Origin of the sequence: Pseudonocardia sp. DSM 110487, from assembly GCF_019468565.1 — a bacterium.
Classification (GTDB): Bacteria; Actinomycetota; Actinomycetes; order Mycobacteriales; family Pseudonocardiaceae; genus Pseudonocardia.
Genome location: NZ_CP080521.1, coordinates 5,619,843 through 5,633,045 on the forward strand (window position 1 = coordinate 5,619,843; position 13,203 = coordinate 5,633,045).

Here is a 13,203-nt window from a genome sequence, read left to right on the forward strand (position 1 = left end):
CCGATGGATGACGGTCGCTGCTTTCGTCGCACCGTTCCTCATGCCGGCCACCGTGCGGTTCGTCGCCGCGGCGGCGCAGATCCCGGACGTCCGGCTCGGAGTGATCACCACGGTGCCCGCCGAACACGTACCCCCGGAGCTCGCCCGCCACCTGGCGGCGCACTGGCGCGTGGACGATCCGCTCGATCCACGCCAGATCGCCGAGGCCGCGAACGGGCTGTCCGGCCAGATCGGGCGGGTGGAGCGGCTGGTCGGGGCCCTCGAACAGCTGCAGGTGCCGCTCGCGTACGCCCGGGAGACCCTCGGAATCCCCGGCATGGACGTCGAGACCGCCTACAACGTGCGCGACAAATCCCGGATGAAGCAGGTGCTGCGCGCCGCGGGCGTGCCCTGCGCCCGCCACCAGCTCGTCACCGATCCCGGCGACGCGCTCGCGTTCGCGGACGCGGTCGGGTTCCCGCTGGTCGCGAAGCCGCCGGCCGGTGCGGGGGCGCAGGCGACCTACCGTCTCGACGACGCCGCCGCGCTGCGCAGCTGGCTCGCCTCGACCCCGCCGCGTGCGGAGGCACCCGGGCTGCTCGAGGAGTTCCTCGTCGGGGACGAGCACACGTTCGAGGCCGTCACGATCGACGGCCGCGTGGTGTGGGGGTCGGTGTCGGACTACGTCCCGCCGCCGCTCGACGTGCTGCGCAACCCGTGGATCCAGTGGACGGTGCTGCTGCCGCGCGAGCTCGACGGCCCCCGCTACGCCGGGATCGGCGAGATCGGGCCTGCGGCGCTGCGCGCGCTCGGCGTGCGCCACGGCCTGACGCACATGGAATGGTTCCGCCGCCCGGACGGCTCGGTCGCGGTGTCCGAGGTCGGCGCCCGCCCGCCCGGCGCGCAAGTCACGTCCATGCTGGGGTACGTCCACGACGTGGACTTCTACCGCGTCTGGACCGAGCTCATGATCCTCGACCGCTTCGATCCACCGGAGCGCAAGTTCGCGGCGGGCACCGCCTATCTGCGCGGCCAGGGGCGCGGCCGCGTCCGCGCGGTGCACGGCGTCGACGAGCTGCAACGCCGCATCGGTCATCTCGTCGTGGAGGCGCGGCTGCCCGAGCCGGGGCAGCCCGCGGCGTCGGGCTACGAGGGCGAGGGGTACGTGACCGTCCGGCATCCCGACACGGAGGTGGTGCGCGACGCCCTGCGCCAGATCGTCGAGGGGATCAGGGTCGAGATGGTGGAGGCCCAGTGATGATGGAGGCAGAGTGATGATGGAGCCACAGTGACCACCGTCGTGATGCTCTCCCCGGGCTTTCCCGCGGAGATGGCGTACTTCACCCGGGCGCTGGCGTCATCCGGTGCACGGGTGATCGGGATCGGCGACCAGCCACCCTCCGAACTGCCCGCGGCGGCCCGCGACGCACTGGCGCACTACGAGCACGTGTCGCTCGCCGACGAGGGCGCCGTGTTCGCCGCGCTGCACAGCCTCACCCGGCACGTCCGGTTCGACCAGGTCGAGTGCCTGTGGGAGCCGTACATGATCTTGGCCGCGCGGATCCGGGAGACGTTCGGGCTGCCCGGCATGAGCGTCCTGCAGACGGTCCCGTTCCGCGACAAGGAGCGGATGAAGCAGGTCCTCGACGCCGCCGGGATCCGCACGCCGCGCCACGTCAGCACGAGGACCGTCAAGGGCGTGTGGGAGGCGGCGGAGCGCATCGGCTACCCGATCATCGTCAAGCCCATCGCGGGCGCGGGTTCCGCCGACACCTACCGCGTCGACTCCTCGGCGGAGCTCTCCGAGGTCCTGCCGCTACTGCGCCATGTGCCGGAGGTGAGCGTCGAGGAGTTCGTCGACGGCGAGGAGTTCACGTTCGACACCGTCTGCGCCGACGGGAAGATCCTCTTCGAGAACGTCATGTGGTACCGCCCGCGGCCGCTGCAGATGAAGATGCACGAGTGGGTCAGCCCGGTGTCGATCGCGCTGCGCGATCTCTCGGCGCCCGATCTGCAGCCCGGGCGCGAGATGGGCGCCCATGTGCTCGCCGCGCTCGGGTTCCAGACCGGTTTCACGCACATGGAGTGGTACCGCACGGCGTCCGGCGAGGCCGTGTTCGGCGAGATCGCCGCCCGCCCTCCGGGCGCCCGCGTCGTCGACCTGATGAACTACGCCACCGACGGTGATCTCTACGTCGGCTGGGCGGAGGCCGTGCTCCACGGCCAGCTGCGCACCCCGCTGAGCCAGCGCCACAACGCCGGCACGATCTTCAAGCGCGCGCAGGGCTCCGGCCGGATCACCCACATCGAGGGGCTCGACGCGCTGCGCGCCGCGTACGGCGACGACATCGTGCTCGTCGACCTGCTGCCGATCGGCGCCCCGCGCCGCGACTGGCGCGCCCTGCTGATCAGCGACGGCTGGGTCGTGGTGCGCCACCACGAGCTGCAGCGGGTGATCGAGATGACGGAACGGTTCGCGACGGATCTCCGCCTCTACGCCGCCTGAGAAGACCGTGCACACCGGCCGGCGACCGTGCACACCGTCGACGGTGTGCACGGTTGCGCGGAGATGTGCACGGTGCGTTCGGTCTACGCCGGCTGGGTCGCTGCCTCGTCCCGCACCCACAGCCCGACCAGGCCGCGGAAGTGCGCGATGAACCGGTCGTGCTCCTCCGGCGGGTAGGTGTTGCGGACGGTATCGACGAGCAGCGCATCGAAGTCCGGGCTCTCGACCCACTCCAGCACGACCTCCCCGACGTGGCCCATCCTGCTCTCGCAGAAGTCGAGGTAGCGGTCGGTCTCGAAGTACTCGTCGGCGAGCTTGCGGTACCCGGCGAGCTTCTCGCCGTAGGACAGGTCGTCCCGGTCGGCGATCGCGAAGTAGTTCGCCATGCTCAGGTCGAGGCGCGGCTTGCGCCCCGTCACCAGCGAGAACACCGACCAGCGCACGAGTGCCGTCATCGCCCACGGGAAGTAGTAGTGCAGCGACGTCAGCGCCACGTCCGGGCAGGCGTTGGCGTAGTCGATCGGATAGACCTCGGTGCCGGAGACCAGGTTCTCGCAGGAGTTGAACTCCCAGCGGAAGAACGCGTTGATCAGCCGGGAGATCGTCACCACCTCGTCGCCCACCTCGGGTTCGAGGAACTCGTGGTCCACCGCGTAGCGGTCGTGCATGGGCAGCTCGGGGCGGAACTTCATCACCATCGTCTCCGCGCCGATCGAGAGCGACCGGGCGAACACGTCGTAGCCCTCCACCGCCTTCTGCAGGTGCATGAGCCGCTGGCCGGACGCGTCGTAGGCGGCGCGCAGGTCGGCCTCGTCGGTGATGCGGGTGACGCCGACCCACGCCCCTCCGTCGTATGGCTTCATGAACAGCGGATAGCCCATGCGATCGCCGATCGCCTCGAGGTCGAAGGACTTGTTGTAACGGGACGCGGTGTAGGCGAACTTGGCGTGCTCGGGCGGGTCCTTGAACGGCACGAGCACGGTGTCGGGCACCTTGAGCCCGAGCCGCATCATCGCGCAGTACGCGGCGTGCTTCTCCATCGACTGGAACGTGAACGGGCTGTTGAGCAGGTACACGTCGTCCATCAGCGCGATCTTCTTCAGCCACTCGCGCGGGACGTAGTACCAGTAGGCCAGCCGGTCGATGACCAGGTCGTAGCGGGGCTTGTCGCGCAGGTCGAACGGCTCGATGGTGATCCGCTCGACGTCGAAGCCGTGCTCCTCGCCCGCCCCCGCACGCACCGGGCCCATCCGACGCACGATCGTCTCGAAGGCGGTGGGCCAGTCCTCCTCTGTGCCGAGCAGCAGCCCGATCAGGTGTCGGTTCAACGGCCCCTCCTCTTCGCTAGCCACTGGTCAAGCGGTCCATGTGGTGCGCGAGCTGGCGGCGCCACCACGGCCAGTCGTGCGCCACGTCGTGCCCCCACACGTCCAGCTCGTGCGGGATGCCCTTCTCGGCGAGCAGGCCGGCGAGCCTGCGGGTGCTCGCCTCGGCACCGGTCGTGTCCTCCCACATCCCCTGCCCGACGACGAGCACGAGGTGCACCTGACCGCGCAGCCACTCCAGGTGGTCGCCGTGCAGGCCGCTGATGTACGAGGTGGGGATGTGGAAGTAGACGGCATCCCCCTCCTCGCCCCACCCGTACAGAGCGCGCGGGTCGTAGTTGCCCGACAGGCAGAGGGCCTGCGGGAACAGGTCACCGCGGCGGAGCGTGAAGTTCGCGGCGTGGTAGGCGCCCATGCTGGGTCCGGTGGTGAGGATCGGCTGCGGCCCGCCGCAGTCCTCGTGGATCCACGGCGCGACCTGCTCGACGATCCAGGACTCGTACGCGCCGTGCCGCCGCCCGCGCTCCTCCAATGCGATGGTCGGGTTCGACCACGACTGCGCGTCGAAGCTGTCGACGCAGTAGAGCTTGACCCGGCCGGCTTCGAGGAGGTCGGCGACCGCGTCGACCATGCCGTGCGACTCGAAGTCACCCGCGCGGCCCGCCTCGGCCGGGAACACGAGCACCGGGCGTCCCCAGTGGCCGTAGGCCATCACGGAGCCGGAGGAGCCGATCGCAGGCGACCACAGGTCGATGCTGCGCCGCCTCATCCTTCGGGATGGTAGACCGGGATCGGAGTCTTCGCGGGGCTCGCGGCGACGGCGGACGTGGGAGCGCGCCGCCAGGCCGCCCGGTCCAGGCCGATCAGGGCGATGGCGAGTGCGCACCACAGGGCGCCGGTCAGCCAGTCCATGCGGGCAGCGTCGGCACCGCCGAAGCCGAAGACCGCGTACCCCGTGCCCTGTGCGATGTGGAAGACCATGGTCATGAGCGCGCTGCCGCCGGTGCGGTTGAACAGCCAGACGTAGACCAGCGTGATCGCGACGGTCACGACGAGGGCGATCGGGGCGAGCTGCCCGGTCGCGACGAGCGGCAGGTGCCACAGCGCGACGGCGGGTGCGAGGACGAGCCCTGCCGCGAGCGGGGTCCGGTCGACCTGCAGCAGCGGGAGCGCGTAGCCGCGCCAGCCCGGTTCCTCGCCCAGCGGGCCGTCGAGCGGGTTCACGAAGCGCACGGCGAGGGCGACCGCGAGAGCTCCCCACGAGACGTCGGCCAGCACCGGCGCGGGTGCGCCCCAGACCGTCACGTTCGCCGTCGCGGCGAGAGCCATCACCGCAAGCGGGGTGCCGATCGCCACGCACCACCACACCCACCCCACCCGCCAGCGGATCATCCGGGCACCCAGGTCGCGGTAACCATGGCGCCCCTCGGCGACCCCGATGACGACGAGGGCGGCCACGAGCGGGCCGCAGGCGAAGAACGCCGTCGGCACCGCGCCCAGCGCGTAGAACGGCCAGGGCCACCAGGACAGGAGGAAGGTGAGCGCGAAGAACGCGATGAGCCGGTTCCGGCGGGTCCACTCGTTGATTGCCGACATGAGGCCACTGTCGTCGCGACCCGGCGCCGGCCGGTAGCAGGTGGACCCGGCGCCACGGGCAGGGTTATCCCTGGTGCCAAGTACTACAGCCGGATTTGTGATCATGGGTGTTCGGCGCCGTTGCCAGGCTCGTTCGGCGGTGGCCGCGTCCATGATCCGCAGTACCGGTTGCTCATGGCTGTGCAGACAGCCGTGTACAACCGATACTTGCGATCTTCCTGTCCATGACCTGGAGTTTCGGGTGCTCATGGTCGTGGCGACAACCATGGACAACCGATAGTTCGGATCATGCCCGTCGCCGGTCGGTCGGGCATCTGCCGGTGGGCGCGCCGCTCCCGGCTCCGGCCACCCGGCGCCCGCCCCGCGATCCGGGCCTCGCGCGTGGTCCCACCGGTTCGCCGTGACCGACGCGTGTCGGGTCGTGGGGGTGGCTGGGTTGGGTGCACTACCGTCCCCTGGGGTTGCGTGGACGGTAGTCCCCGACGCGGGGGCACGCCCGTTCGCGCGACCGGGCGATGATCAGCGGTTCAGTGCGAAAGCGGCCGCCCGGCGCCGGGAAGGCGCCGATCTGATGATCACAGGCTCACCCCGGGCCGGCCTGACGCGGCTCGTGTCGGCTGGCGCGCTCGTTCTCGGCTCGCGCACCCGGTCGACGGGGCGCCTGACCTACGACGGGGTGCGTCGACCGACACGGGGTGCGTCGGCGCCAACTAGCCGCGCAGGAACGCCAGCACCGCGAGGACCCTCCGGTTGTCGTCCGCGGCCTGGTGCAGGCCGAGTTTGGTGAACACCGCGCGCACGTACGCCTCGACGGTCTTCGGGCTGAGGTAGAGCCGATCGCCGATCGCCTGGTTCGAGCGTCCCTCCGCCATCACCGTCAGCACGTCGCGCTCCCGCTCGGACAGCGCGTCGAGGGGGTTCTGCACGCGCAGGCGGCCGACGAGCGCGGCGACCACGCTCGGGTCGACCACGAGCCCGCCTGCCGCGACCCGGCGGACGGCGGCGGTCAGCTCGTCGACGTCCGTCACCCGCTCCTTGAGCAGGTAGCCGGCCCCGGTGGCGCCCGACTCGACCATCTGGAGCGCGTAGGCCGTCTCGACGTGCGCCGACAGCACCAGGACGCCGATCTCCGGGTACCGCGACCGCAGGGTCCGCGCGGCCTCGAGCCCCTCCGTCGTGTGCGACGGCGGCATGCGGATGTCCACGACGGCGACGTCCGGCCGCTCGGCGCCGACGTGGGCCAGCAGCTCCCCCGCGGTACCGACCGTGGCCGTCACCGCGAACCCCGCGTCCGCGAGCAGCCGCGCGAGGCCCTCCCGGAACAGCACCGCGTCATCGGCGACAGCGACTCGCAGGGACATCCCGCCAACGTCGGGGCCGCGGCCACGGGTGTCAAGTAGCGGGCTGACCCTGTATCCGCCGGACCCGCCCGGTGCCAGCATCCTCGTGTGCCGATTCGGGTGCTCATCGTCGACGACCACGCCCCGTTCCGGGCGCTGGCCCGGCAGCTGCTGACGGTCGACGGCTTCGACGTCGTCGGCGAGGCGAGCGACGGCGCTGGCGCTCTCCGCGCGGCCCGCGACCTGCGACCCGACGTCGTGCTGCTCGACGTGCAGCTGCCCGATGTCGACGGGTTCGGCATCGCCGATGCACTCGCCGGCGCCCCGCAGGCGCCCCGCATCGTGCTGGTCTCCAGCCGCGCTCGCGACGACTACGGCCGCCTGGTCGCCGAGAGCGCGGCGCACGGGTTCATCGCCAAGGCCGAGCTGAGCGGCGACACGCTGCGGCTGGCGCTGACGTGATCGCGCCGAGCCGGCGGGTCCGGGCCCCGCTGGGCGCCGCGGGGGCGGCGGCCGGGATCGCCGCCGCGGCGGCGTTGATGTGGGGCGGCTACGACGTACCGGCCGAGCTCGCCGCGCCGACGCTCGTGCTGGATCTCGCCGTCGGCTGGTCGTTCATCGGCATCGGGCTGGTCGCATGGACCCGACGCCCCGACAACAGCACCGGCCCTCTCATGGTCGTACTGGGTTTCGCCTTCCTCGCGCGGTTCGCCGTCGCGGTCGACTCCGACGCGGGGTTCGCCGTCGGCGTGCTCGTCGGATCGGTCCACCTCAGCGTGTTCGTGCACCTGCTCGTGACCTTCCCGACCGGCCGGATCCGATCGTGGCCCCAGCGCGTGACCGTCGCCGTCGGCTACCTGCTCTCCGCCCCGCTCGACCTGGTGTTCCTGCTGCTCGGGGCGCGGCGCGGGGCAGGCACCGGGCTCCCGCCCAACGGGCTCGTGATCGTGCCGGTCCAGCCGGGCAGTCCCGAGCTCGTCGACGTGGCGGTCCAGGTGGTCGTGCTCGCGCTCTGCGGGTCGGTGCTCGCGATCGTGGGGGCGCGGTGGCGGCAGGCCGGTCCCGCGGAACGCCGGGCGATCGGGCCGGGGCTACTGGGCGGAGTGCTGATCGTCGTAGCGCTGATCGTGCAGCGCAGCGCCTTCGTGCTGGCCCTGCCGCCAGAGGTGCGCGCGGCGTTCACGTGGGGCGCCCGCACGATGCTCGTCGTGTTGCCGTTGGCGCTGCTCTTCGGGCTGTTCCGCAGCCGGCTGGACCAGTCGGGGGTCGGCCGCATGATCGTTGAACTCGGGGCGGGAGCACCCGCCCCGGAACGGCTGCGCGAGGTGCTCGCCCGCACGTTGCACGACCCGTCCGTCGTGGTGGCCTACCGGCTCACCGACCGCGAGATCTACGTCGACGCCCGCGGCAGGCCGGTCGCGGTCGAGCCGATCCCGCCCGGCAGGGCGGTCACCTACCTCGAACGGGGCGGATCGCGCATCGCCGCGCTCGTGCACGACCCCGCGCTCGCCGCCGAGCCGGAGCTCGTCGAGGCCGTCGCCGCAGGCGCGGGGATGGCGCTGGAGAACGAGCGCCTGCACGCCGAGGTGCGCGCGCAGCTGCGGGAGGTGCAGGCGTCGCGGGCCCGGATCGTCGAGTCCGCCGACGCCGCACGTCGGCGCGTGGAGCGCGACCTGCACGACGGGGCGCAGCAACGCCTGGTCACGGTCGCGCTCCTGCTCACGCTGACCCGCCGCAAGCTGGCCTCCGCGTCCGTCGAGGAGGTCGACGCCGCCCTCGCCCGGACCGGCGAGGAACTCGCGGGGGCGCTCGCGGAGCTGCGCGAGCTGGCGCGCGGGATCTACCCGGTGCTGCTCACCGACGCCGGGTTGGGACCGGCGCTGACCGTGCTGGCCGAACGCTCGCCCATCCCCGCCGTTCTCCGGCGCACGCCCACCGGACGCCTGCCCGAGCCGGTCGAGCAGACCGGGTACTTCGTCGTGTCCGAGGGCCTCGCCAATGCCGCGAAGCACTCGTCGGCCGGAAAGGTGGAGATCGACGTCCACGTGGACGGCGACACGCTCGTTCTCGACCTCGCCGACGACGGGGTGGGTGGCGCGAACCCGGACGGCTCCGGCCTGCGCGGCCTTGCCGACCGGGTCGCGGCGGCCGGTGGCCGGCTCGGGCTGACGAGCCCCGCCGACGGCGGGACCAGGCTGATCGCCGTGCTGCCCTGCAACGGCCGCTGACGCTCACGCGGCGAGCTCGACCGCCCGGCCGGCCCGGACCAGCCACGCACCGATCGCCGCGATCGCAAGCCCGAGCGGGACGCCGAACGGGGGCATCCCCGCCCAGAACCCGACGACTCCCGCCGCCAAGACGGCCAGCGCGAGCGCGCGCGGGACGATGCGGGCCCGCAGGCAGCCGATCCCGAACAGGACCCAGCCGAGTGCGAACAGCAGATAGCTCGAGTAGAACCCGAACTGCCAGATGAGCGCCTTCTCGACGGTCAGGACCTGGGGTACCGCCTCGACGAGCCACGGCACCGCGAACGCCTCGAACCACATGTTCGCGCCGAGGACGAACGTGCCGACGACCGCGGCGCAGAAGCCGACTGTGCCGGCCCTTCCCGCGGCGCTCCCCTGTCGTTCGTACAGCGCGACGATGGCGATCAGCAGGAACGGGAACGTGGCCGCGTAGGAGATGTTCGCGGCTCGGAAGGCCGGGTCGGCGGACATGGCGACGAGGTCGGTGCGGTCCATCACCGAGTAGAGACCGAGGTGGGTCGTGGCGAAGAGGGTGCCTGCCGTGGCCGCGACGGGGCCGGCGTGGCGCGCGAGAGGTGTCATGCCCGTCGAGTGTTCGCACCGGCGGTCCGGATCGGCATCGGGTCACCCCCGGGATCGCACCGGGTTATCCCTCGAACTTTGCCGGGATCTCCCCGTGGCCCCGGCCGCCGACGCGACCGACGCTGTGATTCGGCCAGTCGAGGCCGAGCCGAGGAGGGCCGATGCACGAGTGGCTGGCGGAGCTCGCAGCGTGGGCCTGGGAGCGCCATCACAACGTCCTGAGCTGGTACATCCGGCCGCTGTTCTTCCTGCCGTTCTGCTTCTTCGCCTATCGGCGCAGCTGGCCCGGCATCGTGGTGACGCTCCTCGCGCTCGCGACGTCGATGGCGTGGTTCCCCGCACCTGCCCGTCCCGAACCGGGCGTGATCCAGATGCTCCAGGTGGAACGCGACTACCTGCTCGGCGAGTGGACGGCCGCGAAGATCGCGATGTCGCTGCTCGTGCCGCTGATCTTCCTCGGCGTGGCCGCCGCCCTGTGGCGCCGCTCGTTCGGCTGGGCGATGGTCGTGATCAACGGTGCGTTCCTGTTCAAGATCGCATGGACGTTCTTCTACGACGCCGATGGATCGGGCGCCCAGGCGCACCTGCAGGCGGTCCTGATCGGGATGCTCCTGGTCGACGCCGGCCTGCTCGCCGGCGCCCGGCGGCACGCGTCCCGCTCTCGTGCTCGAATGGTCGCTCGACCACCCGAGGGCACGGCAGGTGCGCCATGACCGAACCGACCTCGCTGGTGGGGATCGGCTGCGACCCGGTCGCGGGCGACCACAGGTCGATGGTGCGCCGCGTCACTCTTCCGGATGGAAGACCGGGATCGCCGTCCGCGCGGAGCGCGCGAATCCCCTCAGGCCGCCGCCGGGTCGCCGCTCCCCCATGCGTCAGCGATTCCCGTCCGGCGCCGCCGTGGCGGCGAGGGCATCCCGCAACTGGGTTCTGCTGGTGATACCGAGCTTGGCGTACACGTTGGCGAGGTGCGCCTCGACCGTGCGCACGGACAGCACCAGCCGGGCGGCGATCTCCGCGTTGCCCCGCCCTGCCGATGCGTGTCGCGCGACCTCTTCCTCGCGCGACGTCAGATGCGGCATCGACAGCTGAACCAGCCCGGGAGTGCGGGGACGGCCGCAGGATCGGGCGAGCTTCGCCGCCTTCACGGCAGCGGCCGAGGCCCTCCGATGGTGCCGCGCGCGTCGGTGGGCTGCGGCCGCCACGGCGCTGGCGTCCTCCGCGGCGAGGTACGCGCCCACCCGTTCGTACTCCGCGACGACGGAGTCCAGTCGCCCACCCGATTCCTCCGCCGCTGCGTCGGCGTGATCGGCGTAGATCGAGACGAGCGTGTTGTCGAGTTGCGCGGCGAGCTGACGCAGTCGCCCTGCCACGTCGCCCGGCCGCCCGAGCTGGACGACGGCCTGCAGCACGGTCGCCTCGATCGCCCAGAGCCCCAGGTCGGCAGCGAGGCGAGCGGCCTCGAGGGCGATGTCCAGCCCTTCCCGCCTGTCCGTCGCCGCCGTGACCCACGCTCTGCCGAGCAGGATCAGCGGTTCGAACGCAGGCATCGCGCGGTCACGCACCGCGTCGACCTGCCCGAGCGCCTCGCGCGCACCCGAGTCGTCCCCGAGCAGGCTTCGCGTCTGGGCCAGCTGCGACGCACAGACCGGAAGCAGACCCATCGGATCCTGTCGCCGGAATCCGGCCATCGCCTCGGTGAGCCACCGCTTCGCCACCGAGACGTGTCCCGGCGCCAAGGCGGCCCATCCGATGTGCAGCGCGGCGACGGCGTCACCCGCCCAGTCAGGAGCCGTCATGCTCTGTTCGTGCAGTTCGACCGCCCGGCTGTGGAGATCGGCGAACCGGCCGGACAGCCACAGCGCCAGGAGCTCCCCTTGCGCGAGGGACAGCCGGACGAATGCCGCCTGGGACTCCGTGGGGGCGCCCTGCACCTCGGACCACCCGGTAGCCGCCACTGCGAGCGCCTCTTTGGTCCGCCCGGTCATCGCGAGGGCGCCGGCCGTCGCGGCTGCCGCGAGCGATCGGGCGAACGTGCGGTTCTCGAGGCGCGCCAGGACTCCGGTGCCGAGGTCCACCGCCTCCTCGGCCCGCCCTCTCAGGAAGGCGATCAGCGCCAGCGCCGCGATCAGCTCGTCTCGGGCCCGGAGGCCCGGCACGACCGCGGCAGTCTCGCGGAGCCGTGCCTCCGCGTCGGACGCCCGGCCGGCCCCGCAGAACGCGTTGAGTGCGCGCATCACCGCGAGCCGTGCACGTTCGTCGTCCGAGAGGGCCCACGTGGCAGCTGCGCGGGCGATCGCCTCAGCGTCCATGGACCTCCCCTGCCACTGCACGGACTCGAGCAGCGCCAGGCGGGCGGCGATGCCGCCGCCCGCATCCACGGCTGCCCGCGCCAACCGCTCGGCGAGGGGGTGATCGAGATTCTCGTTCGCGCACCCCGCGGCCTCGGTGAGCAGCGCAGCGTCCAGCGCCGGGCCGGCACCGTCCAACGCCATCCGGCCGGCACGCAGGAGCTCCTCCTTCGACCTGCTCCGCGCCCCGCCGTTTGCGAGCTGCTGACGGATCCGGATCGCGGCAGCCTCGGGCATCTGGGCCCGCACGACCTCCGCGTGGAGCGGATGCGTCATGCGCACCTGCGCTTGCTGGCCGGTCCCCTCGACGGCGGCCAGCCCGATCCGTTCCAGGCCCGCAACCGTCGCGGTCGTGCTCATCCCGAGCAGCGTCTCCAAGGAGACCTGCTCGCCGACGGCCAGAACCTCCAGCGCGGCCCGCTCCGCGACGTTCACATCGAGTTGGGCGTCAACGATCTCGACGAGGCGCGGCGACGGGGACATCTCCCCGGCCCAGCGCCAGCAACCGTCGCGGCGGCGCAGGTGTCCTGCGGCCAGGCCGCCCTCCACGAGCTCACGCAGGTACATCGGGTTGCCGCGGGTCAGTCGCCGCAGGCGCTCGCAGCTGCGCGTGTCGACGTCCCCGCCGAGTGCTGCCGCGACCAGCCGGTCCGACTGGTCCCGTTCGAGCGGCGCCAGATCGATCCGTTCGGCCGTGCCGTCCCGGCACAGGGCCGCAAGGCCCGGCGCGGTGGCCGTGCGGATCGTGATCACGACGGAGACGATGCCGCCGGTGGCGAGTTGCTGCACGAGCGTCTGCGACAGGTCGTCCAGCAAGTGGGCGTCGTCGACCACGAGCACGAGCGGACGCTCACCGCCCGCCGTGACGATGGTCGACATCGCCCGCTGCAGGAGCGCCAAGGGATCGAGCGCGGGTTCTGCCGGCGGGATCAAATGGGCCATCGCGCCCAGCGGAACCGCCGACGCCGCCGTCGTACCGGTTGCCGAGAGCGTGCTCCATCCGGCGTCGCGCGCAGCGACGAGTGCTTCCCTCGCCAGGCGCGTCCGGCCGACACCCGGATCGCCCGTGATGACGATGCAGTGCGGCGCTCCCTCGCTGAGCCGCTCGACGATGACGTGACGCTCTGCCTCACGCCCCGTCAACGTCCATGGGTCGCTCGATATCCCCTCGAGCAGCTGCATCTGGGTTGCTGTCCCCCCGTGCATTCGCCAGTAACCGAAGCATCGTGAAAAGCGCAACCATATTACTACCATCGCGTGACGCGCTTCGGTAGCATT

At 71.9% G+C, this 13,203-nt stretch carries 11 protein-coding genes; 5 read left to right on the forward strand and 6 right to left on the reverse strand.

Annotated elements, in window-relative coordinates:
- Positions 1 to 7: 7 nt before the first annotated feature.
- A complete protein-coding gene (locus K1T35_RS26185; RefSeq protein ID WP_220254425.1) occupies positions 8 to 1,237 on the forward strand; it encodes a hypothetical protein in 1,230 nt (409 codons plus the stop codon).
- A 30-nt stretch (positions 1,238 to 1,267) separates the two neighbouring features.
- Positions 1,268 to 2,485 carry an acetyl-CoA carboxylase biotin carboxylase subunit family protein gene (locus K1T35_RS26190; RefSeq protein ID WP_220254427.1) on the forward strand — a complete coding sequence of 406 codons (1,218 nt, stop codon included), beginning with the start codon at positions 1,268 to 1,270 and terminating at the stop codon, positions 2,483 to 2,485.
- Between the two features lie 83 nt (positions 2,486 to 2,568).
- Here the strand turns inward: K1T35_RS26190 and K1T35_RS26195 are convergent, their stop codons facing one another.
- From K1T35_RS26195 to K1T35_RS26210, 4 genes are all read right to left on the reverse strand, one after another.
- Positions 2,569 to 3,813, reverse strand: a complete 1,245-nt coding sequence (locus tag K1T35_RS26195) for a RimK family alpha-L-glutamate ligase (protein WP_220254429.1) — start codon at positions 3,811 to 3,813, stop codon at positions 2,569 to 2,571.
- Positions 3,814 to 3,829: 16 nt separating this feature from the next.
- Positions 3,830 to 4,579 carry an esterase family protein gene (locus tag K1T35_RS26200; protein WP_220254434.1) on the reverse strand — a complete coding sequence of 250 codons (750 nt, stop codon included), beginning with the start codon at positions 4,577 to 4,579 and terminating at the stop codon, positions 3,830 to 3,832.
- Entirely contained in the window at positions 4,576 to 5,406 is an 831-nt protein-coding gene (locus K1T35_RS26205; protein ID WP_220254435.1) for a CPBP family intramembrane glutamic endopeptidase, read from the reverse strand. Before K1T35_RS26205 ends, K1T35_RS26200 begins: the two co-directional genes overlap by 4 nt.
- 710 nt (positions 5,407 to 6,116) lie before the next feature.
- Positions 6,117 to 6,767: a response regulator gene (locus K1T35_RS26210; RefSeq protein WP_370645135.1), complete on the reverse strand. Its 651-nt coding sequence runs from the start codon at positions 6,765 to 6,767 to the stop codon at positions 6,117 to 6,119.
- An 87-nt stretch (positions 6,768 to 6,854) separates the two neighbouring features.
- Between K1T35_RS26210 and K1T35_RS26215 the strand changes: the two genes are divergently transcribed.
- Positions 6,855 to 7,208: a LytTR family DNA-binding domain-containing protein gene (locus K1T35_RS26215; RefSeq protein WP_220254437.1), complete on the forward strand. Its 354-nt coding sequence runs from the start codon at positions 6,855 to 6,857 to the stop codon at positions 7,206 to 7,208.
- Positions 7,205 to 8,974: a sensor histidine kinase gene (locus K1T35_RS26220; RefSeq protein ID WP_220254438.1), complete on the forward strand. Its 1,770-nt coding sequence runs from the start codon at positions 7,205 to 7,207 to the stop codon at positions 8,972 to 8,974. Before K1T35_RS26215 ends, K1T35_RS26220 begins: the two co-directional genes overlap by 4 nt.
- Before the next feature lie 3 nt (positions 8,975 to 8,977).
- Here the strand turns inward: K1T35_RS26220 and K1T35_RS26225 are convergent, their stop codons facing one another.
- Entirely contained in the window at positions 8,978 to 9,574 is a 597-nt protein-coding gene (locus K1T35_RS26225; RefSeq protein WP_220254440.1) for a hypothetical protein, read from the reverse strand.
- 161 nt (positions 9,575 to 9,735) lie between these two features.
- Between K1T35_RS26225 and K1T35_RS26230 the strand changes: the two genes are divergently transcribed.
- Positions 9,736 to 10,287 (forward strand): hypothetical protein, encoded by a 552-nt coding sequence (locus tag K1T35_RS26230; RefSeq protein ID WP_220254441.1) that lies wholly within the window; start codon positions 9,736 to 9,738, stop codon positions 10,285 to 10,287.
- Between the two features lie 162 nt (positions 10,288 to 10,449).
- On the opposite strand, the gene K1T35_RS26235 is transcribed toward K1T35_RS26230, so the two are convergent.
- Positions 10,450 to 13,179: an AAA family ATPase gene (locus K1T35_RS26235; RefSeq protein WP_220254443.1), complete on the reverse strand. Its 2,730-nt coding sequence runs from the start codon at positions 13,177 to 13,179 to the stop codon at positions 10,450 to 10,452.
- Positions 13,180 to 13,203 lie beyond the last annotated feature (24 nt).